Origin of the sequence: Paenibacillus sp. FSL H8-0315, from assembly GCF_038005365.1 — a bacterium.
Classification (GTDB): domain Bacteria; phylum Bacillota; class Bacilli; order Paenibacillales; family Paenibacillaceae; genus Paenibacillus_AQ; species Paenibacillus_AQ odorifer.
In genome coordinates this window covers 3,509,377-3,535,795 of sequence record NZ_JBBOTA010000001.1, presented here as the reverse complement: position 1 = coordinate 3,535,795, position 26,419 = coordinate 3,509,377, and the positions used below count along the sequence as shown (strand labels likewise).

General features: G+C 45.1%; 18 protein-coding genes, 1 tRNA gene and 1 other RNA gene. 2 read left to right on the top strand and 18 right to left on the bottom strand.

What is annotated here, in order from left to right; translation table 11 throughout:
• Positions 1-31 precede the first annotated feature (31 nt).
• The 15 genes from MHB56_RS15460 to MHB56_RS15390 all read right to left on the bottom strand — a co-directional run bounded on the left by MHB56_RS15460 (position 32) and on the right by MHB56_RS15390 (position 22,403).
• The gene (locus tag MHB56_RS15460) at positions 32-1,339 is read right to left on the bottom strand and encodes an aminoacetone oxidase family FAD-binding enzyme (protein ID WP_081388342.1); all 1,308 of its coding nucleotides are present in this window, start codon (positions 1,337-1,339) and stop codon (positions 32-34) included.
• A 284-nt stretch (positions 1,340-1,623) separates the two neighbouring features.
• On the bottom strand, positions 1,624-1,806 hold the full coding sequence (locus tag MHB56_RS15455) for a hypothetical protein (RefSeq protein WP_139329976.1): 183 nt from the start codon (positions 1,804-1,806) through the stop codon (positions 1,624-1,626).
• A gap of 373 nt (positions 1,807-2,179) precedes the next feature.
• On the bottom strand, positions 2,180-7,543 hold the full coding sequence (locus MHB56_RS15450; protein ID WP_341143727.1) for an S-layer homology domain-containing protein: 5,364 nt from the start codon (positions 7,541-7,543) through the stop codon (positions 2,180-2,182).
• Between the two features lie 792 nt (positions 7,544-8,335).
• Positions 8,336-8,701, bottom strand: coding sequence for a hypothetical protein (locus tag MHB56_RS15445; protein WP_076126891.1), 366 nt, complete (start codon positions 8,699-8,701; stop codon positions 8,336-8,338).
• 408 nt (positions 8,702-9,109) lie between these two features.
• Positions 9,110-9,472: a hypothetical protein gene (locus MHB56_RS15440; protein WP_076126889.1), complete on the bottom strand. Its 363-nt coding sequence runs from the start codon at positions 9,470-9,472 to the stop codon at positions 9,110-9,112.
• Between the two features lie 297 nt (positions 9,473-9,769).
• Positions 9,770-10,134: a transfer-messenger RNA gene (ssrA, locus tag MHB56_RS15435) on the bottom strand.
• Positions 10,135-10,335: 201 nt separating this feature from the next.
• A complete protein-coding gene (gene smpB / locus MHB56_RS15430; protein WP_036687155.1) occupies positions 10,336-10,815 on the bottom strand; it encodes an SsrA-binding protein SmpB in 480 nt (159 codons plus the stop codon).
• 741 nt (positions 10,816-11,556) lie between these two features.
• Positions 11,557-14,424 carry a ribonuclease R gene (gene rnr, locus MHB56_RS15425; protein ID WP_341144377.1) on the bottom strand — a complete coding sequence of 956 codons (2,868 nt, stop codon included), beginning with the start codon at positions 14,422-14,424 and terminating at the stop codon, positions 11,557-11,559.
• Between the two features lie 354 nt (positions 14,425-14,778).
• A complete protein-coding gene (gene secG, locus MHB56_RS15420; RefSeq protein WP_076126868.1) occupies positions 14,779-15,012 on the bottom strand; it encodes a preprotein translocase subunit SecG in 234 nt (77 codons plus the stop codon).
• A gap of 231 nt (positions 15,013-15,243) precedes the next feature.
• Complete coding sequence (gene eno / locus MHB56_RS15415) at positions 15,244-16,530, bottom strand: phosphopyruvate hydratase (protein ID WP_036687130.1); 1,287 nt, start codon at positions 16,528-16,530, stop codon at positions 15,244-15,246.
• 73 nt (positions 16,531-16,603) lie between these two features.
• Positions 16,604-18,148 (bottom strand): 2,3-bisphosphoglycerate-independent phosphoglycerate mutase, encoded by a 1,545-nt coding sequence (gene gpmI, locus MHB56_RS15410; RefSeq protein ID WP_076305439.1) that lies wholly within the window; start codon positions 18,146-18,148, stop codon positions 16,604-16,606.
• 1 nt (position 18,149) lies between these two features.
• Positions 18,150-18,902 (bottom strand): triose-phosphate isomerase, encoded by a 753-nt coding sequence (gene tpiA, locus MHB56_RS15405; RefSeq protein ID WP_036687124.1) that lies wholly within the window; start codon positions 18,900-18,902, stop codon positions 18,150-18,152.
• 26 nt (positions 18,903-18,928) lie between these two features.
• Entirely contained in the window at positions 18,929-20,110 is a 1,182-nt protein-coding gene (locus MHB56_RS15400; RefSeq protein WP_036687122.1) for a phosphoglycerate kinase, read from the bottom strand.
• A 116-nt stretch (positions 20,111-20,226) separates the two neighbouring features.
• Complete coding sequence (gene gap / locus MHB56_RS15395) at positions 20,227-21,237, bottom strand: type I glyceraldehyde-3-phosphate dehydrogenase (RefSeq protein ID WP_036687120.1); 1,011 nt, start codon at positions 21,235-21,237, stop codon at positions 20,227-20,229.
• 113 nt (positions 21,238-21,350) lie between these two features.
• On the bottom strand, positions 21,351-22,403 hold the full coding sequence (locus MHB56_RS15390; RefSeq protein WP_036687118.1) for a sugar-binding transcriptional regulator: 1,053 nt from the start codon (positions 22,401-22,403) through the stop codon (positions 21,351-21,353).
• Positions 22,404-22,671: 268 nt separating this feature from the next.
• Between MHB56_RS15390 and MHB56_RS15385 the strand changes: the two genes are divergently transcribed.
• Both MHB56_RS15385 and clpP read left to right on the top strand, forming a co-directional pair.
• Positions 22,672-22,746, top strand: a tRNA-Arg gene (locus MHB56_RS15385).
• Positions 22,747-22,939: 193 nt separating this feature from the next.
• Complete coding sequence (clpP, locus tag MHB56_RS15380; RefSeq protein ID WP_036687113.1) at positions 22,940-23,536, top strand: ATP-dependent Clp endopeptidase proteolytic subunit ClpP; 597 nt, start codon at positions 22,940-22,942, stop codon at positions 23,534-23,536.
• Between the two features lie 89 nt (positions 23,537-23,625).
• Here the strand turns inward: clpP and MHB56_RS15375 are convergent, their stop codons facing one another.
• The 3 genes from MHB56_RS15375 to MHB56_RS15365 form a co-directional block, all read right to left on the bottom strand.
• A complete protein-coding gene (locus MHB56_RS15375; RefSeq protein WP_076186860.1) occupies positions 23,626-24,264 on the bottom strand; it encodes a GDSL-type esterase/lipase family protein in 639 nt (212 codons plus the stop codon).
• Positions 24,265-24,375: 111 nt separating this feature from the next.
• Positions 24,376-25,479, bottom strand: a complete 1,104-nt coding sequence (locus MHB56_RS15370; RefSeq protein ID WP_076303372.1) for a PdaC/SigV domain-containing protein — start codon at positions 25,477-25,479, stop codon at positions 24,376-24,378.
• Positions 25,480-25,605: 126 nt separating this feature from the next.
• A complete protein-coding gene (locus MHB56_RS15365; RefSeq protein WP_076126857.1) occupies positions 25,606-26,361 on the bottom strand; it encodes an SIMPL domain-containing protein in 756 nt (251 codons plus the stop codon).
• Between the last annotated feature and the right edge of the window lie 58 nt (positions 26,362-26,419).

Genomic DNA, 26,419 nt, shown 5'->3' with positions numbered 1-26,419 from the left:
GTTAATTGATGCATCCCTTTTCCTAATAAATTTATTGAATTGACTTAGCTAGCGCCATGGCGGCCACATATCCGGAACTCCAGGCCCATTGCAGGTTATAGCCGCCGAAATCTCCGTCGACATCCATCACTTCGCCAGCCAAATACAGCCCAGGCACCAGCTTGGATTCCAGCGTTCCTTCGATGAGTTCCGACGTATCAATGCCGCCGGCTGTCACTTGCGCATTCGTAAAGCCATTGGTATCCGTCACTTTAAATTCCCAACGCTTCAAGATTTGATAAAATTTCCCCTTAGTTTTCAACGACAGAGCCTGGCAAAGCAGCTGTGGTTGCTGATCTAAGCCGGTCTCCTTGAGTAGGACCGTAACAAGCTTCTTGTTAAAGATGCCAACGAGAGAATCCGCAACCGTCCGGTGTCCAAAGGTCTCCCAGAGCCTTTCTAAAAACTCAACTAACTCTTCCTCCGTGCGGCCCGGCATCAGATCAACCGACAATGTTACCTGTTCTCCTCTTGCAAGATGATACGCAGCCTTCCTGCTTAGCTGAAGAATTGGCGGGCCGGTAATACCATAATCCGTGAAGGCAATTTCACCCTGTTCACTGCAGATGACTTTACCGTTCACAATGATATGGGCTTGTCCCTGAGATTTGATAGTGGACAGTGCCCTCATATTCGGATATTGCAGCTTCAATTGCACAATGGCCGGCAAAGGCTCAATCAGGGTGTGCCCCAGACGTTCGGCAAGTGTATACCCAGGAGGTTCTTTTCCCGCATTTGGACCGGCAAGGCCACCCGCAGATAGAAGTAGATAGTCGCTAGTATAAACAACCTCCTCCTCTGTCTCCGTTTGGCATTTTATCTTGAAGCGCGGATGATTCTTCGAAACAGTAACATCCAACACTTTGTTATTGAGGTATACCGGAACATTCCGATCCTCCAGCGCAAGCTGGAAAATATCCAGCACCGCTGCTGCCTGCAGCGACATTGGATACATCAAGCCCTCCTTCAATCTTGTAAGTGGAAGCCCGAGAAAGGAGAAAAAATCTATAGTCTGACGGATGCCAAATTGCTGCAATACCGCAAGTGGAAATCCGGCCTGATTACTGTGATACTTGTGCGATAAAGCAATTGCTTCATCCGTACCCGTCGCAGTGGATTCATTCGTAATGTTACAGCGGCCATCACCTGTCATTAATATCTTCTTTCCAATCCGGTCGTTACCCTCCAGAATGGCAGTATCGATACCCATATCACGCGCAGTAACGGCGGCCATTAGTCCGGCAGCACCTGCGCCGATAATAAACAGCTTGTGGTGCATAGAAGTCTGATTCTCATACATGGTTGGTCAATGCATCCTTTATCCAATTTTTCTAAAACACAGAGTCACTTTATTAAATTATAGCATAAGTATACTGGTTTTCATTTATATCTCCCTATTAACTCTTCCTATCCTAGGTTTGCCTTTTTTATCCCTATATAGAACCTTAAATTTTCCTTCACACCTTCTTCACTGCAATCTTTAATTCCACATACGAAAGATACTGGATCTAGCAAGATACTCATTTTTTTGAACCGCCACGCATAGTCCAGATCATATTCTGAAAATATGAAAAAAGACACCTTTCATGGTGTCTTCAATAGTACTCCATATGGAGCCGAGCCATGGCTGTACAAATCCACAATTCGCCGCCGTGTGATGATTCGGATGTTCGGCGAGGTAGCATAGTTTAAGATCATTCCTTGGTCAGCGTATCGATGCGCGTGTGGCATTGCCCAGCGGATCAAATACGCCATTCTTCTTCCCATTGATAATACTAGCTTCTGCTTCATCTTTAATTAGATTCACTGCATAAGAGCTTGCGGTAGACATATCCGTAACTTTGCCTTTGGAAGCATCTTTATTACACTGATTTAGCCATTCAAGGAAAACAAACTCTCCTATAAAGAAAGGCGATCCTTGAGTAGCATAAAAAAGAGTTGCAACGACAACAAGACCTAGACGAAGCGTTCGAAGCGGTTAATTACAAACTTCGCAAGTACGATCAAATCTAGAAGGGGCAAATAACGGCTGAGCAGGAGTTTGTAATGGGTGATCACGAGGTAATGCATGACGAGTTCCTCTAAATATACACAAAAAAGAACCTTCAACCACTTAGCTTGTGGTTGAAGGTTCTTGCTGTTACGAACTCAGTTTGGCCGCTTCGAGCAAGCGTTGTAAAATGACGGTAGCTTCGGCACGTGTAATGACATTGTTCGGCGTAAGCTGTCCTTGATTGCCTATGATAATTCCGTATTTAACGTTAAGTGCAGCTGCCGCTCTTGCAGACAAGTCGAGCAAATGATGGTCTTTGAATGTGCTAAGCTGTTGAGCGGCTTCGCTATCGGAAATCGCTGTATCCATCCCAGCAAGCCTCATGGCTTTCCCCAGCAACACCATTGCTTCTTCTCGGCTTAGCTTCTCGTTGGGAGTGTACTGGCTGTTGTTACTTGCCGTAACTAACCCGTAGCCTTCCGCAATGGAGACCGTTTCGTAATACCATTGCCCGCTGTTGACGTCAGTAAAGCTAGTAGGCTGATCAACCGTGTGTAATCCGAGAGCCCGGACCAACATCGCCGTGAACTCAGCTCGGGTAATTTGCTTGTTCGGTTGAAAGCTCGATTCAGTGACACCTTGGACGATCAGCTTGGACGCTACTTGTTCGATATCATACTTCGCCCAATGATTCTGAATATCCGCAAAGGTTTTGTCATTCTCTATAACGGCATAGACGCTATTTGTCAGGCTATAAATGACAGCAAAGGTCTTGCCGTTCTCCCTCATCATTCGGGTAGGTACCGGCACGATGTTTCCATCCTTCGTCATCGTAATCCCCGTTATATTTTTATTGTGATCATCTGCTGAATTGGGAATGACAATCGTCCGCTCGACATAGCTAAGAAACTTGTTGAGCTCAATCGTCTTACCGCCATGTGCTGCTGTGATGTTGAAATCAATCGGCGGCGACAAGAGTCTTGCCTTCCCTATACTATTAGCAAGTTGCACGATATCGCTTTCTGGTACATTGGTAATCTCGACTTGAATCACCATGTTTCGCAGTGCATCCTCCGAACCGAAACGCTTCGTGACAAGACTCCAATCGATCCGGTTGGCAGCTAGAAGATAGGAACCAAGCTCCGTTTGAATTAGAATAACTGCGTTTCGGTCATTCAGTGTTGTGATAAGCTGACCGTTTAAGAGCAGAAGAACACGATCTGAATCATTATGGACCGGTATGTTAATGACTGGCTTATCGGGTAAGGAATCGAGGTAACGCGATAATTTCTTCTCGTCGATGGTTACCGTTGTCACTTTCTTTCCGTTCATAACAGCAGTTGTTTCTTTGGCTAAATCCTTCTGTTTAACTCCATTGATCTCGATCTCTAGCCCTAAGCTTGGAATTGGGCTTGTACTTGAGCTTGTACTTGAGCTTGTACTTGGGTCTGAGCTTGAACCTGAACCGGATTCAGGAGTCGAGATGTTCAGCGTAAACGTGGCAATCGTCTGATTTCCTGCTTCATCGATGACGACTAGCGTGTAGTTGCCAGAAGATATAACTCTCGTTCCGGTTGTGAAGGGTTGACCGTTTAATGTAGCGGTACCTTCATTAAATCCAATCGTCAACGGACTGGTGTAGTTGCTTATTCCTACAGTTAGACCGGTTATAATCGGGTTTGTTCGATCAATTGTGAAAGAAATCATTGTGACGTTACCCGCCTCATCCGTCACCACAAGCGTATAGTCACCTTCGGCAAAAACCGTTGCGCCACTTGCGAATGGATCTCCGTTCAAGGTCGCCGTACCTTCATTGAACGTAATCGATTGATTCGTGTTATAGATAGAGCCGTCGGTCACACCGCTAATGATCGGGACCGTTTTATCGATCGTGAATGCAATGGTTGTAACGTTGCCCATCGCGTCCGTTACGATGAGTGTGTAGTCGCCCTCGGCACTGACTTCAGATCCGCTAGCAAAGGGATCTCCGTTCAATGTTGCGATTCCCGTGTTAAACGTGATCATTCTGTCGGTATTATAACTCGATCCGTAAACAACCCCAGTAACGGTTGGGCCGGTTTTGTGGATCGTAAAGCTGACTGTCGTAACGTTGCCCACCGCATCGGTCACAATGAGTGTATAGTCGCCTTCGGCGGAAACGATCTCGCCACTTGCGAATGGATCTCCGTTCAACGTTGCCGTACCTTCGTTAAAAGTGATCGTTCTGTCGGTGTTGTAGCTCACCCCGTAAACAACGCCGGTGACGGTTGGAGCGGTTCTGTCAATGGTGAAGTTGGCCGTCGTAACGTTACCCGCCTCATCCGTCACCACAAGCGTATAGTCACCTTCGGCGAAAATGGTTGCGCCACTTGCGAATGGATCTCCGTTCAAGGTCGCCGTACCTTCATTGAACGTAATCGATTGATTCGTGTTATAGATAGAGCCGTCGGTCACACCGCTAATGATCGGGACCGTTTTATCGATCGTGAATGCAATGGTTGTAACGTTGCCCATCGCGTCCGTTACGATGAGTGTGTAGTCGCCCTCGGCACTGACTTCAGATCCGCTAGCAAAGGGATCTCCGTTCAATGTTGCGATTCCCGTGTTAAACGTGATCATTCTGTCGGTATTATAACTCGATCCGTAAACAACCCCATTAACGGTTGGGCCGGTTTTGTGGATCGTAAAGCTGACTGTCGTAACGTTGCCCACCGCATCGGTCACAATGAGTGTATAGTTGCCTTCAGCGGAAACGGTCTCGCCACTTGCGAATGGATCTCCGTTCAACGTTGCCGTACCTTCGTTAAAAGTGATCGTTCTGTCGGTGTTGTAGCTCACCCCGTAAACAACGCCGGTGACGGTTGGAGCGGTTCTGTCAATGATGAAGTTGGCCGTCGTAACGTTACCCGCCTCATCCGTCACCACAAGCGTATAGTCACCTTCGGCGAAAATGGTTGCACCACTTGCAAATGGATCTCCGTTCAAGGTCGCCGTACCTTCATTGAACGTAATCGATTGATTCGTGTTATAAATAGAGCCGTCGGTCACACCGCTAATGATCGGGACTGTTTTATCGATCGTGAATGCAATGGTTGTGACGTTGCCCATCGCGTCCGTTACGATGAGTGTGTAGTCGCCCTCGGCACTGACTTCAGATCCGCTAGCAAAGGAATCGCCGTTCAACGTTGCGATTCCCGTGTTAAACGTGATCATTCTGTCGGTATTATAACTCGATCCGTAAACAACCCCAGTAACGGTTGGGCCGGTTTTGTGGATCGTAAAGCTGACTGTCGTAACGTTGCCCACCGCATCGGTCACAATGAGTGTATAGTCGCCTTCAGCGGAAACGGTCTCGCCACTTGCGAATGGATCTCCGTTCAACGTTGCCGTACCTTCGTTAAAAGTGATCGTTCTGTCGGTGTTGTAGCTCACCCCGTAAACAACGCCGGTGACGGTTGGAGCGGTTCTGTCAATGATGAATTTCACCATCGTGACGTTGCCTGCTGCATCGGTTACAACCAGCGTATACACACCATCCTGATCAATCTTTGTACCGCTTGTATAAGCAGTTCCATTCAATTGCGCTGTCCCTTCATTAAAACTAGGAACTACCGATATATAAATTCCGCCCTCCATTACTCCCGTAACAATTGGCGCCACATTTTCGATCTCAAAGTTAACCGTTGTTACATTACCTACTGTATCGGTTACAACCAGCGTATACACACCATCCTGATCAATCCTTGTACCGCTCATATAAGCAGTTCCATTCAGCTGCGCTGTTCCTTCATTAAAACTGGGAGTTACCGACTTATAAACCCCGCCCTCGCTTACCCCTTTAATTTTAGGTGCTGTTGTGTCTATCTCAAAGTTAATCGTTGTTACATTGCCTGCTGTATCCGTTACAATCAGGGTATACACACCATCTTGTGAAACCTGTGCACCACTAACAAAAGCAGCTCCGTTTAAAGTCGCGGTTCCTTTGTTAAAGGTAACCGTTTTGATTGTGTTGTATATTACACCATTCGCTATTCCCGTTACGGTAGGTGCTATCGTATCAACCTTGAAAACCACCGTCGCACTATTGCCTGCTTGATCGGTGACGATCAGTGTATACGTTCCATCCTGGGTGATGTCTGTACCACTGGTATAGGGACTCCCATTAAGCAATCCGCTGCCTTCATAAAATAGAGGATTAACTTTGCTATTATATACTATGTTATTCACTACATTTGTAATAACAGGAGCTATTGCATCTACTGTAATTGTACTACTAATAGTTGAGTTGCTCGAATTACCAACTCTATCTTTATATTGTACATATACGTTTTTGACTCCCTGTCCAGCCGGAAGGACCCATGACCTCCCGTTCAGATCAGCGATACTGAACCAGCTGGTCTGCCAAGTCCCATTAACATTGGAGAGACGCACCTGCTCAACTCCTGAGCCGCTTCCATCCGTATAGGTTCCTTTTAAAGTGACCATCTCTGATTTCGTCCATGCAGCACCATCATTAATAATCAGTGCACCTGTTGGTGCTGTCTGATCCAATAGAATGATCTGAGAAGAACTGGCAGATATCGTATTGTTGGAATCTCTCACCTGCATATAGATGTTCTTCGCCCCATCCCCTCCACTTAGACTGAATGTTGCTGTATTGCTGAAAGGCAACCAAGATGCCGCCGATAAATTAGCAACGCTATTCGCAAATCTCATATGGGTAACACTATCACCTGCATCAGGATCTGAACCTGTTACGGATAGATTGACTGTGCTGGCGCTTGTCGCTGTTCCCTCCGCAATTTTGAAAGAGCCCGTAGGCGGGGTATTCGTCGGTCCGGTCTCATAAGTAACGACTAGCTTCGGGCGAAATGCAGCATTCGAAGCTTCTAAGGAATACAATAAAAATCTCCCGCTGTCTGCATCTGCTTCATTGCCGTTAAGTGTAAAAGTTACTGTGCGATCAGAACCACCCGTAAAGGCATCGACAGCACTCTTAACATTGAAAGTAATCGATTGATCCTGAAGATAAGTGCCCATCGGCACTTCCGCAGTGCTTTTCGCCGTGAATTTATCTGAAAAAGGGCTATTCACATCTACGAAGGGGAAGGTACCATTAAAATTATGGTCCAAACTATTCGCAGCAGAGCCCCTTGCCTCCATGTACAGCGTGTGATTCGGGACTCTTAATACAGTAGCAACCGTCACAACCAGCTCTGCTGATACAATGGTCCCTTCTGGAGCACCTAAATTGAAAGATGCGGCCATTCTATTGCGCACATTGACGAAGCCGTCATTATTGCTCATGCCGACATATAGATAACCATCTCCGTCATTATCATAGATTCCGTTATATTCCGCTTGACCATTTAATTGCATCGTATCAGCAGTTGCTGTATAGGTCTTTGTAACTGTGCCTCCTGCTGCTTCAGCACTCGGTACCAACCCGGGTGTGATTGTCGTGAATAGAATAGCAATCGTCATGAATAGAGTTAGAATTCTTTCTCTCAATGTTTCTCCCCATTTCATATAAATATCAATATAATACTTTATGTAATATAATTACATTATAAATAAATAATACAAAATAAAAATTTATAGACAATAGCCTTACGAAGCCTATCTTGTCTATGTAATCTATCCATTATATAATTCCAGCATTTGAGAGAATAGTTACTGCTGTCATCACTATTGTCACATGACAAATTTGTAAATTTAACCAGTTATTATTCATCCTATTTAGGTATACTTTAGAGAACGAAAAAACTGGCCTCATGTGTGTTCAATCAGTTGAGAACAGTTACGTATCCCTTCTCGTTCAGCTACCTCCTTATAGCTCGATGAACCCTCTTAATACGCTCTGACCGCCTTTAATTTGAATTCCTCTGTATACTTCTGAAATGTTTGACCTTTTTTAGCCATAAAAAATATCCCCTCCAAGTGGCACTCAAGCCTACATGATAACATGAAGGTTTTTTTGAGTGTCTACTTGAAGGGGATAATATCAATCAGCGGGTCTTTCAAATGGAGCCGAGGGGAGTCGAACCCCTGTTCGAAGATAATGACACATAAGCTTCTACGAGTCTACTTACAGTTTTGATGTCATCCTAGAAGCATTCTAACCAATATTTGATAAGTCATTCTGATTAAGGAGACTGGTCATAGGAATAACTCCTTAGTATAGTGATCCATTTATATAAGTTAATCCTGAATATATCGGTTTTTCACAGTGCTTCTTCAATACGCAGAAAGTACCTTTGGCGCTACAGATGATGGCTGGATCCTTTTAATTTTTAGAAGTTGCTAATTCCCTGCGGAATCAAGATACGCTTCAGCTTCTTCTATCGATTCGTACAAGTTTGCAATATCTTTAAACATACGATTCATTTGCGTTTTGTAGAACGCCGTAGGCGCAACATACACCCATTTGTGTTTTGTGGACATTCCAGCTTTCACAGCATCTTCACCAGTTGGAGCAAGAATTGCCATCACCTCTTGCTTAAATACCAGACCACCAGTGATTACAGTCATACCTGTAAACCCTCGCTTAGTTTTCTTCAGTATCTTCGGAAATTGTTCTGCGTACGCAAAGGCATCCTCAACTTCCATACCGTCCGATGTTACAATAATTCTGTTTTTATTTTTAACATAATCAATAGTGAAACTCATAATAGTAATTCCCCCGAATATTTTTGCTTTTGAGTGCTTAATGCCATAATCTAATCTTATATCAGTTCGAGCTCTTATAGATGTAGTTTCGGAAAATGTGCCACTAAATATTAACTTCAAAGTGAATGATCTAATTTTAGATGTAGACAACATGTCTACAAGAATAAATACTTTTAGTTCCCCATAATTCCTTGTCTGCATTCGGTCTACAATTCAATCACTAAACAGCAAAAAAACCGCTATCTCAGCGGGTTCCTCTTATGGAGCCGAGGGAAGTCAAACCCCTGTCCGAAGATAACGGCACATAAGCTTCTACGAGTGTAGTCAGAGCTTTGATGTCACAAAATTCATGACTCCCGCCAGAAAATTGTTTTACGGTGTAGTTGTAATTCTAAACTCAAAACTGTGCTATAGCGAAAAATCGGTAACACCCTTTTTATAGGAAAATTTAAGACTATATGTTTCTTCTTTTCCATAGGGCATTGTAGCAATTTTTATACGAGTATAATCAAGCCTGCTATCTCTTAAAACTCTCTTTACCAAGGCTATACTACGTTCTTCTTCCGTAATGATACAAAATATATTAAGAGCATATTTTTTTGGGTCGGAAATGCATTTGCCCATATCAAAGCCATCAACACAACCTAAGTTAGCATCTATTAGAGATATGTCCAGGTATTCCATTACTTTATCTCTTAACCAGTTATCACGTTGGCTTCCTTTTTCACTTTTTAGAGGATACTGTACTACTAGCCAAAATTTTTCACTCATTCATAATCACCAGCCAATGAAGAGATTATTATAATAATTATAACAAAGAAACTTTGCAAAAGGGTATCGTTAACAATAGTATGGGAACCATCCTCATGCGGACGGTATTCGTGGTGGTAGAAAAATCTTTTGCAGTTTAAAAATATGCATACCAAACATTCCGAGACCTCATAGTAGACATGATAAACCACAAGTACACATTTGAGGAATTGGCTGAAATCATTAAAAAGCATTGCCTAACTTTAATTATGAGGATACAAAAAAGCGACCCCTAAAGGTCGCTTTTTCTAAAACTCCATATGGAGCCGAGGGGAGTCGAACCCCTGTCCGAAGATAACGGCACATAAGCTTCTACGAGTGTAGTCACAGTTTTGATGTCACCCGAGTATCGCCCCGTAACCGGCTATACGTTGGGTCAGCCTGATTGTCTTCTTCAGCTCACCGCAGGCGGAGATGAGACAGCGTATCCCACTATTTGTTAGCCCCTATCCCTGTCACATGGGCGATGCAGAGTAGAAGCACGCGCACAGTTTCTTAGGCTGCGAAAGCGTAGTTGTTTTGTTGTTTGCCGTTTAATAGGCTTTAGCGTTGATGAAGCGGACGCGTCCCCACTACTCGCTACTCATGCTCGAACTATCCCCGTCGAATCCAAGAACGGCCCCTCATTAAAAAGGGCGCTTCGGATCAAGCGGATCTTCCAAGCAAGAGAGATCCAATCTACAGCTTCTTATTCAAGAAAACTGTAACGAAGCAATAACTAACTTACTTACTCAGTATAGCACATTTATCAACACTTTAACACGTGGGTTAAAGGAATTGAAGGTTGAAACTGGAACTCATTTGAATCGTCTAGTTCTCCCAGATTATCTGGCGATCTTTTGCTTATCACGCAGTACACGCTGGATATCACGTTGAGCATCTCGCTTGGCAGCCGAGTCACGTTTGTCATACTCCTTTTTACCTTTACCAAGACCAATCAACAGCTTCGCATAGCCATTCCGCACATAAATCTTGAGTGGCACAATCGTAAATCCATCTCGCTTGGACAAGCCCAGCAGTTTATGAATTTGCTCCTTATGCATTAACAATTTACGTGTGCGTGTGGGATCGGTAGGATTGGCACGGTTACCTTGTTCAAAAGGGCTGATATGCATGTTGTGAATCTGAATCTCACCATTGCGGATCGTAGCAAAAGCATCTCCAATATTAGCGCGGCCATTACGCAGCGACTTGATCTCTGTACCCGTCAGCACCAAGCCAGCTTCATAAGTATCCTCGATAAAATAATCATGGGAAGCTTTCTTGTTCTGGGCGAGTACTTTCCCGTCTGCTTTTTTACCCATGAGAATCACTCCTTGAATCATATTCATAAGTTAAAGTAACCATGTCTGTCTAATCTTAAACGACACAGCCATCGAACGTCTGATCTATATTGTAACAAATGGAATCAAGTGAGCGCAAGGAACCTTCAACCAAATATACCTCACCTAATTTGTCATATAGTTGTCAGTAACATTACCCAATATCTAGCATTTGTTACAAAAAACATTAATTTGAGTTGATCTGGACTTTTTTGGAAAATAGCGAGGTTACCCTTTTACTTGTGCGCCTTAATTAACAGATAGTTATCCACTAATTTCCACATATCTATATCCATCTACCCTAATTACTTATTACATATTTGTTCTCAATTATCCGCTTCCCCCTACTTGGATATACATCTATTCGACGCCTATTCAAATAGTGCCGCTTTTACCTATACTGTGCCTATCCTCTACCTATTCACTTGCTATCACCTACGTTTTTCTATATATAAATGTATTTCGTGCAACTATTTAAGCCTTATCACCGCCAAAAAACTAATTAGTTGCACTTTCTGCAGCTAAAAAAGCGAAATCAGACCAATTAGAGGTAACTCATCAGATTTAGATGTACAAAATGCAACTAACTACCACTTTTACTACATAACCCAAATTTAACTGCACATAATGCAATTAACCAAGCCTGTTATGAGTTAAAAAGCACCGCCCCAAGAGGGACGGTGCTTTTTATCGTTATAGAGTTATGCAACGCATAACCGTCATTTATTTCTTTTTACGCTTACGTGGTGCTCCTTCTGGAGCGCCGCCATTATTGTCACTTCGTTTAGAAGTGACTTGCTCAGAAGTCTCTACGTTGCCTGGTGTCACGGACTGGCCGATGAACACGCCGCCTTTGGTTTTCTTTTTGCGGCGGCCTTTGCCTGTAGGAGCACCGTTACGGCCTTCTCCACCGCCAAAGTTCCCCCCGCGATCCTCGCGGCTGCGGAACTTCGTGCTGCCGTCCACGCCCCGCGCTTCGCCGCCGGAGGAGTCGGACGCAGGAGCGCCGTATCCGCCTTTGCCGGAGCCAAAGCCGAAGCTGATGCCGCGTCCACCACCGGCACCGCCGGTGTCTCCGCCGCGGCCTCGCCCGCCGCTGCGCTCACGCGGCGCGCCTGCGTTGCCGCCGGCTTCGCCTCCGCGCTCTGCGCCCGGCGCAGCAACTACCCGGCGCGCATCCTCGCCGGCCTCGCGCCCGCGCTTCCGCTTACCGCGGCCGCCCGCTGCGCCAACACCGGCCGCTTCGCGCGGCCCTTCACCGGCGCGCACAGCTGCGCCCGGCTTGCCCTTGCCCGCGCCTGCAGCAGCGCCGCCGGGCTTGCCTTTACCGCCGCGTCCCTTGCCCGCGGCGCCTTTGGCCCCGGCCGGCTTAATGAAGCCGCCGCCCGAACGGCCGCCCTTGCCTCCGCGGCCGCCTGCAAAACCACCGCCGCGGTGCTCGCCTGGCGCGCGTGGCTTCATGTCGACCAACTCGAAATCGATCGTGTGGTCATCCATATTTACTTTGGCGACTCGGATCTTCACCTCGTCACCAATGCGGAACACACGCGATGTGCGCTCGCCAATAAGCGCCATATGACCTTCGTCGAAGTGATAATAATCGTCGCTCATTGCACTGAGACGAATAAGACCTTCGACGGTATTATCCAGCTCGATGAACATTCCGAAGCTGGTCACACTGCTGACCATAGCCTCGAATTCCTCGCCTACTTTATCCTGCATGTATTCTGCTTTCTTCAGTTGCTCCGTATCGCGTTCAGCTTCTACCGCCACACGCTCGCGTTCCGAGGACTGCTGAGCAATGTCAGGCATCCGGCTAGACAAATAATCATGCCGTTTCTGGGTCAGTGCCCCTCCATTCTCAATCACTTCACGCATTACGCGGTGAATGACCAGATCGGGGTACCGGCGAATTGGAGAAGTAAAGTGAGAATAGTATTCCGCAGCCAGTCCGAAATGGCCCGTGCTCTCCGCATCATACTTTGCCTGCTTCATGGAACGCAGCATCATCGTACTGATGACCGTCTGTTCCTTTGTGCCTTGGATTTGCTCCAACAGATCCTGCAAAGCACGTGGATGAACCGAATTGCCACGGCCCTTGACGTGATATCCGAAATTGGCCGCAAAAGCCATAAAATTCTGCAGCTTCTCTGGATCTGGATCTTCGTGAATCCGGTAAAGGAACGGAACCTTCAACCAGTGGAAATGCTCAGCAACCGTTTCATTTGCCGCCAGCATAAACTCCTCGATAATCTGCTCCGCTACAGAACGTTCACGCTTCACGATATCTACAGCCTTGCCGTTCTCGTCGACGATGATTTTGCTCTCTTCAAAATCAAAATCAACCGCACCCCGGCGCATCCGCGCATCGCGCAGCTTCATCGCCAATTCTTTCATGAGGCGGAAATCATCAATTAGTGGACTATAACGTTCCAGCAGCTCTGGATCTTCATCTTCGAGAATTTTACGAACATTGGAGTAAGTCATTCTCTCTTTGGTGCGAATCACGCTCGTAAAGACATCGTGCTTCACAACCTTCATTTGCTCGTTAAATTCCATTTCACAGGACATTGTTAACCGGTCTACCTGTGGATTCAAGCTGCAAATCCCGTTCGATAGACGGTGCGGCAACATCGGAATAACCCGGTCTACCAAATACACACTACAACCGCGGTCATAGGCTTCTTTATCCAGCTCAGAGCCTTCACGCACATAATAACCTACGTCTGCTATATGGACGCCCAGCTTGTAATGTCCATTCTCCAAGCGCTGTACGTTTACCGCATCATCCAAATCCTTAGCATCTTCGCCATCAATCGTAACAATGTTCAGCCCGCGCAGGTCGCGTCTTCCTTGCTCCGCAATCTCCTCTTCTGTAATTGAATCAGGAGCACTATCGGCTTCATCCATCACTTCAGCTGGAAATGCTTCAGGCAATTGATGTTTGCGGATAATGGAAAGAATATCAACACCCGGATCATCCTTATGTCCGAGAATTTCAATAATTTCACCCTCTGCCGCTGCTCGGCCTTCCGGATAACTCACAATACGCACAACGACCTTTTGACCATCTACAGCACCTTTAAAGGATTGCTTCGGAATAAAAATATCACGATTAATCCGCTTGTCATCAGGCAGCACAAAACCATAGGTCTCCAGGTTTTGAAAAACACCTACCGTCTGCAACACGCCACGTTTTACAATACGTACTACTTCGCCTTCCATACGTCCGCCGGACGGACTTTTAGAGGTAATACGAATCAGAACGATATCGCCATTCATAGCTCCCTTAAGATCATTTGCATGGATATATACGTCAGGATGATCACGATCATCCGGGATTAAAAAAGCAAAACCCTTCGCATGTGCTTGTAAACGTCCACGCAGTAAATCCATCCGTTCTGGCACGCCATAGCGTGCAGTACGGGTCAATACAATTCTTCCATCCTGCTCTAATTCAATCAGCAGCTCCTCGAACTTTTTAAACCCTTCACTATCCTCTAGAGCAAAATGACTCACCAGCTCTTCATAAGTCATTGGTTTATATGCAGTTTCCCGCATGAAATCGAGTAATATTTCTTGTGTTATCATGTTCGTCACCCCAGCCCTCCGCGGCTTCAAGCCGCTGGCAAATATGTATATCTTGTCCTGCCCTGCAGTAATGCCAAGTAAATTTTACCTTTACTACTTCATACCCTAGTATACACGAAATCAATCCTGCGCATCCCTGTTACTGTCATCCAAAGGTTAACACAGTACAAAATTTCCTTTAACTGCTGAAATACATCCATGCCAATTTCAGATTTACTTCCTATCGATCCAGCCTTTTTCTTTGCGAATATGAAAAGAAAAGCACCCTTAGGTGCTTTTTAACTCCTTTTAATATAACAAAAAAGCCTCCGCTCTATTCCATTTAGAACAGAGCGAGGGCTTACGGTAGATCTTTTAGTCGATTAGAATAGCAGCTAGAATCGCCATGATGAAGAAACCAGCAGCAAGTCCAACAGTTACACGTTGTAGTACAAGCTCCATACCACGAGCTTTTGTTTTACCAAAGAGATGCTCAGCACCGCCAGAGATGGCACCGGAAAGACCCGCGCTTTTCCCCTTTTGCAGAAGAACGACCGCAATAAGACCGACGGAAAAAATCAGGAGCACAACTTTCAAAAAAATATCCATTCACTTCCACCTCCTACGCCTAAGCATCACTATCTATGGTAATTTAGGTTATCACGATACATAAACAGTATTCTTATTTTATCATAGCGCTGTCGGTAATACAACAGCTTAGACTGTTAAGTCGTAGCTTTTCTTGCAAGATAAGGATAAACCTATTAAAGTCTATCTTCTTCAAATCATAAAAAAGACCCGCCATAACGGCGGGTCTTCGAAGTCTGCTATAAAAGCAGATTATCTTTTAAGGTTGTAGAAGGATTTCAGGCCGTTGTATTGAGCCAATTCACCCAACTCATCTTCGATGCGAAGCAATTGGTTGTATTTAGCAACACGGTCTGTACGGGAAGGAGCACCTGTTTTGATTTGACCAGCATTAGTCGCAACAGCGATGTCAGCGATTGTGCTATCTTCGGATTCACCGGAACGGTGGGAGATAACTGCTGTGTAACCAGCACGTTTAGCCATTTCGATAGCATCAAAAGTTTCAGTCAATGTACCAATTTGGTTAACCTTAACCAAGATGGAGTTACCGATACCTTTTTCGATACCTGTTGCAAGACGCTCAGTGTTAGTAACGAACAAGTCGTCACCAACCAATTGGACTTTATCGCCCAATTTTTCAGTAAGCAATTTCCAGCCATCCCAGTCGTCTTCGGACATACCGTCTTCGATTGTGATGATAGGATATTTTTCAACCCATGAAGCAAGAAGGTCAACATACTCAGCGGAAGTGTAAGATTTACCTTCGCCAGCAAGGGTGTATTTACCGTCTTTGTAGAACTCAGTGGAAGCAACGTCCATACCCAAGAATACGTCAACACCTGGTTTGTAACCAGCTTTTTCAATAGCTTCGATGATTGTAGTGATTGCTTCTTCATTCGAACCAAGGTTCGGTGCGAAACCACCTTCGTCACCTACAGCTGTGTTCAGGCCTTTGGATTGAAGTACGGATTTCAAGTTGTGGAAGATTTCAGCACCTGTGCGAAGAGCTTCTTTGAAGCTTGGAGCTCCTACAGGAAGAACCATGAACTCTTGAACGTCGATGTTGTTGTCCGCATGCTCACCACCATTGATGATGTTCATCATTGGTACTGGTAGAGTTTTAGCGTTGAATCCGCCCAGGTATACGTACAAAGGAATATCCAAAGCTGCTGCAGCTGCACGAGCTACTGCCATGGATACAGCTAGGATTGCGTTAGCGCCCAATTTACCTTTGTTAGGAGTTCCGTCCAAAGTAATCATCAATTTGTCGATGCCCACTTGGTCAAGAGCGTCCATACCGATAACTTCTGGAGCGATGATTTCATTTACGTTCTCAACAGCTTTCAGAACGCCTTTACCCATGTAACGGGATTTGTCGCCATCACGAAGTTCTACAGCTTCGTGAGCACCAGTGGAAGCGCCGGAAGGAACGATAGCGCGGCCTTTAGCACCGGATTCCAGATAAACGTCAACCTCTACAGTAGGGTTACCACGGGAGTCAAGGACTTCGCGAGCATATACATCAGAAATAATAGTCATGTAAGTTAATCTCCTTTTAACATTGTTTTGGTCTTACTTGTATAGCTTAAAATCAAAGGCGTTATACCTTACCTTACTTACGGCTAGCAATCATGGATTGTCCGGTCATTTCCGCAGGTTGCGGAAGTCCCATCAAATCTAGGATTGTTGGTGCTACGTCTGCAAGAATACCGGATTCACGCAATACAACATTCTCAGTAGTCACGATGAACGGAACAGGATTGGTTGTATGAGCTGTGAACGGGCGACCGTTCTCGTCAAATACCATATCTGCATTACCATGGTCAGCGATAATAATGGCAACGCCACCTTTGGCAACAACCGCATCCACTACTTTACCTACACACTCATCCGTCACTTCTACAGCCTTGATTGTTGGTTCCAGCATGCCGGAGTGTCCAACCATATCAGGATTGGCAAAGTTAAGAATGATAGCATCCTGTCTTTCCGCTTCGATTTCCGCTACGCAGGCTGCAGCCACTTCGTATGCGCTCATCTCAGGTTGAAGATCATAGGTTGCCACTTTAGGAGAGTTGATTAAGATCCGAGTTTCACCAGGAAGCTCCTCGTCACGTCCACCGCTGAAGAAGAAGGTTACATGCGGATATTTCTCAGTTTCCGCGATGCGCAGTTGCTTCTTGTTTTGTTGAACAAGCACTTCACCCAATGTGTTATCCAGGTTCTTCGGTGAATAGGCTACATAACCTTGTACCGTTTCGCTGAAAGTAGTTAGGCATACGAAGTGCAGGTTTTGCGGGAACAAAGGACCACGATCGAAACCGCGGAAATCTTGATTCGTGAACACTTGTGACAATTGAATAGCACGGTCAGGACGGAAGTTGAGGAATACGACGGAATCGCCGCTCTCTACTGCCGTTACAGGTTTGCCTTCACTGTTTACAATTACACTAGGTTCAACGAATTCATCAAATACCGAGTTTTCATAAGATGAAGTGATGGCTTGCACAGCATCCGTGTATTTAGGGCCTTCACCATAAACCATAGCACGGTAGGCTTTCTCTACACGTTCCCAACGTTTATCACGATCCATTGCGTAATAACGTCCGGACACCGTTGCAATTGTACCCACGCCAACCTCTTCGATTTTAGCTACTAGATCTTGGACAAACTTCTTCCCACTATCAGGAGCTACGTCACGACCGTCCATAAAAGCATGGATATACACTTCATGCATATCTTCTTTTTTAGCCAGGTCAAGCATAGCAAACAGGTGGTTAATATGGCTATGTACCCCTCCGTCGGATACAAGCGCATAAAGGTGAAGCTTTTTGCCAGTGTTCTTAGCATTTCTAACTGCGCTAACCAGGGTTTCGTTATCGAAGAACTCACCCTCGCGAATCGATTTATCGATACGAGTCAAATCCTGATAAACGATCCGGCCTGCACCAATATTCAAATGCCCTACTTCGGAGTTGCCCATTTGCCCTTCCGGAAGGCCTACAGCTTCACCGCAAGCAGTGAGTGTAGTGTTAGGATATTGTTTCAGGTAACGGTCATAGTTAGGTTTGTTGGCTTGAGCAACGGCATTACCTTCTGTCGTTCCACGCAAACCAAAACCATCCATGATGATCAAAGCTACGGGTTTTGGAGCTGACATCTTACTTCGCCCCCTCAACCAATTGAACGAAGGAATCCGGTTGTAAGCTGGCACCGCCAACAAGCGCACCATCGATGTCGCTTTGGCCCATGTACTCAGTTACATTCTCAGGCTTCACGCTGCCGCCGTATTGAATACGAACAGCTTCAGCTGTTGCTGCATCATACAGATCTTTTACAAGACTGCGGATGTAAGCAATAACTTCATTAGCATCTTGGGAAGTGGAAGATTTACCTGTGCCAATAGCCCAGATAGGTTCGTATGCAATAACAACTTTTGCTGCTTGCTCGGCACTAAGACCTTGGAATGCAGCTTCAGTTTGTACTTTACATACTGCTTTAGTTTGATCAGCTTCACGCTCTTCGAGCTTTTCGCCAACACATACGATAGGAGTAATTCCGTGACGGAATGCAGCATGCATTTTCTTATTCACGATTTCATCCGTTTCGCCAAAATAAGCACGACGCTCAGAGTGGCCAATGATAACATAGTCCACACCAAGATCACTTAGCATTACACCACTGATCTCGCCTGTGTAAGCACCGTTATCTTCAAAGTGTAGGTTTTGTGCACCAATCTTGATGTTAGTACCTTTTGCAGCTGCTACAAGTGCAGGCAGGTTAGTAAATGGAGCGCAGATTACAGTCTCAACGCCTTCTACTTCTGCTTTGCCTTTAATTTCAGCAATAAAGCTTTCTGCTTCAGGAACTGTTTTGAACATTTTCCAGTTACCTGCAATAATAGGTGTTCTCATGACTTATGTTGCCTCCTTCTTAGGTCTTACTTATCGTTCAGTGCTTCTACGCCAGGAAGCGCCTTGCCTTCCATGAACTCAAGGGATGCACCGCCACCAGTGGAGATATGATCCATTTGATCAGCCAGGTGGAATTTCTCTGCTGCTGCTGCGGAATCTCCGCCACCAATAACAGTGTAACCTTCAGTAGTTGCACAAGCTTTTGCTACTGCAAGTGTACCTTCAGCGAATTTATCGATTTCGAATACGCCCATAGGTCCATTCCAGACAACCAGCTTGGAGTTCTTGATAATATCGGCATAAAGTTCACGAGTCTTAGGTCCGATATCAAGTCCTTCCCAACCTTCTGGGATTTCATTGTAATCAACGATCTTAGTGTTAGCGTCAGCACCAAATTTATCAGCAACAACAACATCAACAGGAAGCATGAAGTTTTTACCAAGTGCTTTTGCTTTTTCGATGAATCCAAGAGCAACGTCAAGTTTGTCGTTGTCTACTAGTGATTTACCGATTTCAAAGCCTTGTGCTTTAGTGAATGTATAAGACAATCCACCGCCGATCAGGACGTTATCAGCCAAAGACAACAAGTTATCAATAACATCAATCTTGTCTTTAACTTTCGAACCACCGATGATCGCAGTGAAAGGACGTTCTGGGTTAGAAAGAGCTTTACCAAGAACGGACAATTCTTTCTCCATCAAAAGACCGGATACAGCTGGTAAGAAATGAGCGATACCTTCTGTCGATGCATGTGCACGGTGAGCCGCACCAAACGCATCATTAACAAACAAATCAGCCAATTCAGCGAATTGTTTAGCCAGTTCAGGATCGTTTTTCTCTTCACCTGGGTAGAAGCGAACATTCTCAAGTACAAGTACGTCGCCTTCGCCTAGCTCAGCGATTTTTGCTTTTACAGCTTCGCCAATTGCTTCGTCAGCTTTAGCTACGGGTTTGCCAAGGAGCTCGGACAGACGTTCAGCAGCAGTAGTCAAACGCATGGAATCTACGAATTCGCCTTTAGGACGACCCATATGACTCGCAAGAATGATCTTTGCACCGTTCTCGATCAAATATTTAATGGTTGGAAGTGTTTCGCGAATACGAGTATCATCAGTAATTTTACCGTCTTCTACAGGTACGTTGAAATCCACGCGTACAAATACGCGCTTACCCTTTACTTCTACATCACGGACGCTTTTTTTGTTCATGATTAATTCCTCCACACCCAAAATTGTTTCTAGCAGGAAACAAGAAATACATTTAGAAAGAGCGGAAACAAGGAATTTCTGTTTCCGCTCTATAGATGTTGCTTATATCAAGTCAATTACTTAGCGATTTTAGCGAATTTCTCCAAAGTACGAACCAATTGTGCAGTGTAGGACATTTCATTGTCATACCAAGCAACAGTTTTAACCAGTTGTTTGTCGCCAACAGTCAATACTTTAGTTTGTGTAGCATCGAACAGGGATCCGAAAGTCATACCTTTGATGTCGGAAGATACGATTTCATCTTCAGTGTAACCATAAGTGTCTGGATCGGAAGCTGCTTTCATTGCTGCGTTGATTTCTTCAACAGTAACGCTCTTATCAAGAACAGTTACAAGCTCAGTCAGGGAACCAGTTGCAACTGGAACACGTTGAGCTGCACCATCCAATTTACCTTTAAGTTCTGGAATAACCAGACCGATTGCTTTAGCAGCACCAGTAGTGTTAGGAATGATGTTCTCAGCTGCTGCACGAGCGCGTCTGAAGTCACCTTTAGCATGTGGAGCATCCAAAGTGTTTTGGTCGCCAGTGTAAGCATGAATTGTAGTCATCAAGCCTTCAACGATACCGAACTTGTCGTTCAGTACTTTTGCCATTGGAGCTAGGCAGTTAGTTGTGCAAGATGCGCCGGAAATAACAGTCTCAGTACCATCAAGAATGTCATCGTTAACGTTGTAAACGACAGTTTTCATGTCGCCAGTAGCTGGAGCGGAGATAACTACTTTCTTAGCTCCACCTTTCAAGTGTTTTTCAGCTGCTTCTTTAGTTGTGAAGAAACCTGTGCACTCAAGTACGATATCAACGCCTAGGTCGCCCCATGGCAATTCTTCAGGGTTGCGGTTAGCAAGAACCTTAACTTCTTTACCATTGACTTTGAAGAAGCCATCATGCACTTCAACATCACCTTGGAATTTACCTTGAGTTGTATCATATTTAAGCAAATGAGCAAGCATCTTAGCGTCAGTCAAGTCGTTGATTGCTACCACTTCGATACCTTCTACATTTTGAATACGGCGGAAAGCAAGGCGTCCAATACGTCCAAAACCGTTAATTCCAACTTTTACACTCATTGAATAGTTCCTCCTAGAATTCGTTTTATTTATTCAAAACAGACGGTGAGGTCTGTCATGACAACAATGTTAAGTATGATGCAAGAAGTATGTTATTGCCTGCAATCTAAAAACTACGAAGATAGCTGTAGTTGATTGTCAATTTCCTTGCCTATTTCTACTGCAGCAGCCTCGTCCGTGACGAGAATATTCTCCTGCCCGAAACGCAGCATGGCATGAATGGCTTTGGCCTTGGGTTTGCCTCCTGCAATACCGATGACTTTCTCTGTCCGAATAATATCTTCTAGACGTAGACCCATCGTAAGCATGGTATGGACAACCTGACCCTCTTCATTGAAATAATAGCCAAAAGATTCGGCCACTGCCCCTTCACCCTGGATTTCCGAGACTGTAGCCTCGTCCAGTTTGCGGCGGCGGGTCATTTCAATGGCATCCCCAATCCCATGTACAATAATACGCGAACTACGGATGGTTTGTACAATCTCTCCAATATTAGAGTCAAGTGCCAGCGATTGGTATGCATCCCCGCTAAGCAAATCAGGGACATGCAACAACCGGTAGTTGGCTCCAACCCGCTTTGCCATTGTTGAGGCAATCGTGTTGGCTTGAATCTCCATACTCTCTCCTAATCCTCCACGCGCCGGAACAAACCAAGCGTTCTTATAGGAAAGGGACAACGGCGGTGTCAGTTGATCAGCCATATCGGCAAGCGTAGATCCACCTGTGACGGCAACTGTATCATCTGCGCGAAGTATACTCAGCAGCGCTTTAGCACCCGCTCGGCCAAGCTCTCGTTTGGTGAACGGCGATGACTCACAATCACCCGGTACTACAATAACTTTATCCAGACCATACGTTGCTCGAATTTTCTCTTCCAACTCATCCAGACCAAATAGGCTCTTAACAACCGGCTCTAGCAAATCAAGCAGTCTACGTCCAGCAGCGCTAATGCGCATGCCAACACTCTCGATCTCAATAAGCCCTTGCGATTTCAGAAGATCCGTCTCGGCACGCAGTACCCGCTCAGTCATATCTAGCGAAGCGGCTAGCGTTCTGCGCCCAATAATATCGGACAGCATGATCTGATGAAGAATCGTGTACCGTCTCTTAAGGGTTTCCATGAGATCAGGCAGAAGCTGCTTTTGGATATCTAATAAATTACGCATACTTTCACTCCTGCAACTTCGTCTTCCTCTATTCCCTTGTTCATGGTCTCAAAACGTCCCGGGTAAACTTTTTAAGTCCCACCCATATTCTAACCAAATATTGCTCGAAGCGCAAGTCTTCCGAGAGTAGAATTCTCAAGCGCTTGTCTTCTTATACATTAATAAGGTCAGAAAAAGATATAGCGCCCGATGCCTGCCCCTAAAGCGCTTGTCCAGTATTAATATTACATTGCAATTGTGTAAAAATTGTATTATAATCATTTTTGTTGCGCCCGTGGTCCAATGGATATGACGTAGGCCTCCGAAGCCTGAGATCCAAGTTCGATTCTTGGCGGGCGCGCCATTAATTTCATTTTTGCACATAATTTAGTAGTGCCTATACTACTACTTAACCAAAGAGCCGCTTGTCGGCTCTTTTTTTTGAATATAAGTTTGACTTTCTTTGACTTTTTGTTTGAATTTGTTTATCATGTGGGTAATACGGCAAGAGTAAAAATGAATACATTTAAAGAACCAATATCAAGGAGGTTTTCCACGTGAGTTATATTCCTATGGTAGTAGAACAGAGCAACCGCGGCGAGCGCGCTTATGACATCTATTCCCGCCTGCTGAAGGACCGCATCATTTTCCTTGGAACGGAGGTTAATGACGTGGTAGCCAATTCTATCATCGCACAAATGCTGTTCTTGGCTGCCGAAGATCCTGACAAGGACATTCACCTTTACGTGAATAGCCCAGGCGGTTCCATTACTGCAGGTATGGCTATTTTTGATACAATGCAGTACATTAAACCAGACGTTTCCACCATCTGTGTGGGTATGGCAGCTTCCATGGGAGCTTTCCTGCTAAACGCTGGCGCCAAAGGCAAACGCTTCGCACTGCCTAACAGCGAGATCATGATCCACCAGCCTCTGGGTGGTGCTCAAGGTCAAGCAACGGACATTGAAATCCGTGCCCGCCGCATCCTCAAATTGCGCGATAAGCTGAACCGTATTCTAGCAGAACGTACGGGTCAACCTCTAGAACGTATTGAGAAGGATACAGATCGCGACTACTTCATGACTGCTGCAGACGCGGCTGAATACGGTATCGTAGATAAAGTAATCGAGAAGACATTGCCTAGCGGTGTGTAAGCTATAAAGTAAAAATATAAAGAGGCTGTGCTCTATCCGTTATGGTTAGAGCACAGCCTCTTTATATTTTATAGAAGACCTAAATCCAATTAAGCCAGGCCGCCATAACCTAGCGCATCCAGCTTCTCGGCAATTACGCGATAACCCCGGCCATTCGGATGCAAATGATCAATGGATAACAGCCCTCTCTCATTTCCTGCGAACTCACTGTAAATCGAAGCAAATCCACATACTCGGCTGCTGTACTGTGCTGCGTATTGATTAAACTGCCTGACCCACTCTGTCGCACCAACCACCTGAGGATAGGGGTTATATAATCCCACAATTCTAATGATAAAAGGTCTACGCGTCCTCGCCTTCAATTGTATAAGGATATTCATAATTGCAGAGAAATTTTGTTTGCATTCCTGAAGCGATCTGCGCAGTTCTGCGGATAAGTTGCCTTGCTGTCTTGCTGCTGATTTGGCCGCGTGAATCAAATCATTACCACCGATAGACACAGTGATGATATCAGCTACTCGAACGGCCTCACGCATCATGGAATTTCCGCGCAGCCGCTGCTCCAGCTCTGAAGTAGTCATTCCGTTCACGCCTAAATTCGTAGAGGCTACAGTAGTCCGCAGTCTCCCTTCTGCCATTCTACGGTACACCGGTACAAAACCGTTACCTGGCAGAGCACCAAATCCAGTCGTCAAGGAATCGCCAATTGCAGTATATTGGTAGCCCATAGCTCTCCCCCGTTCATAAACTAGTTACTCCCTTTAGCATATGAACAAGAGACAACTCTGGTAAGGGGGAGATGTCTTGTGCCGACATTAGCGGAGACGAAGCATTTCCATTTATTTTATGCCAGCAAACGGGCTACTGCCATCCGGTAAAAGCTCTTTGAAACTAAAAGTATACTCAGGGAAGCCTGCAGCATACGCTGTGTACTCATATAATTGGAAGAACAGAACAACCTTGTCGTCCTTCAGATAGAAATATTTCTCCGTATTCAATCCGTTGAATCCTCCCAAATAACTATCCTCTGCCTTCAGTAGCTTGCTCAGCTTTGCATTCAGCTGTTTTTTGTAGTTTGGATTAGCTCCAAACAGGTCGCCCAACAGTAGACGTTTACCATCCTTAAGCGAGAAGGTGAAGGCTTCACGGTTAGTCATTCCATGGGCCCCGCCCGTATCACTATACTGATGCATCACTATGCTGATCACACCATTCTGATTGTAGGTCACTACATAACCTGAATCATAGGTGTATTTGGGCTCTGCTCCATCTCGATCGGAGATATCCTGTTCTGCACCCGCCGCGAATTTCATAACACTTTCCTTCAAAGTATTATTAATAGCTTGTTGCGCACTGGAGTTGCCCAATCCACTGATCTTCGGATAATCAAGCTGAATAAAAGCTTCTGCCCGATCTTTAGCATAAGTTTCCGTGGTTACCGTCAGCGCGTTCTGCGGTCTGTTCACCACATTCAGCCTACTGGCGGCCCGACTCCAATCTACCTTATAACCCATATAATCATTTAACAATCCTGATGGAACATAGAGGCGATTATTAATTAACTTCCCTTCATACTCTCGAATGAAATAGTTGTTCACCCACACAGAAGTACCGTAGCTGGATAACATCAACTTGGCCTTGGTCGATCCTTTTCCAATCATGTACGCATTTTCCTTCTTATCATACACAAGCGGTAATCCCAACACATCTCGCATAAAAGTTATGGGAATCCAGGCCTGTCCTTCCTTCAAAATACCTTCCTGCAACGAATTTATCCCGTTTGCCTTTAAAACGATACGCGAATCAATAGCTTTATTCTCCGTTTTACTAGCTGCTGCATAACCCGTTTCGCTGGGCAGCAGACCTCCACCAAACAATAAACCTGCTGACATCAGACCTATGCCCCATTTGCGTGCTGATTCTTTTGAAATAATATTCATCATCTTATTTTTCCTCTCCTTTCCAATTTATTAAACAGAATCGTAGAGAACTTACACAAAAAAAGAGGCGCCCCCCACTATTACTAGTGGAAGATCACCTCTCCTCTCTGCATTCACCTTGTTCTGATACTATTTCAATTCATACATTACGCTCAGCTGAGTTGTAACTTTAACTACTCCGGGTTGCACGGATGTGCTTGCACCAGCATCTGCTGCAGCCATATTCATTTTTAGATTCTGTTCAAAATAAACCGGAGTGATATCGCCATCATTTTGGCTGACCGTGATCACTTGACCCAAGCTGCGTTTAGCTGCCTTAGCAATAGCCCCTGCTTTAACATCTGCATTCGCCATCGCTTTTTCAATCACCTGAGCTTCAAATGCAGAAGTATCTTCCACAGAAAAACGTGCATTTCCGATATTATTCGCCCCTGCCGCAGATGCAGCGTCCAGCAATTCACCAACCTTGGTCAGATCTCTATAAGACACTAACAGCGTATGATTGGCGTTGTACCCCTTCACTTGCTGTCCTTCTTTTTCGCTGTAACTATAATTGGGTTGCACATAAAACTGCGTGCTTTGAATATCTTTATCTGCAATTTTCCAAGTATTCTTCAGTAAAGTCATAATCTTCTGAATTTTAGCGGCATTGGTCTTCTGCGCTTCTTGCGCAGTTGTGGCCGTAGTATCCACACCGATGGACAAGTATACGATATCCGGCTTGAGGGACAATTCGCCTTTACCTACTACACTAACGACATTTTTCTGCACTTCATCTGCGTAAGCCTTTGCAGGACCTTGGAAAACACCACTCATGCTGATCCCTCCAATTAACAAACTCCCTACGATCATCACTGAACCAATTTTCTTCAATAAACCTTTCATATTTGCCAGCCCCTTTCATTTCTTGTGATTTGTTATTATCCTCTAGACGAGTCATTTT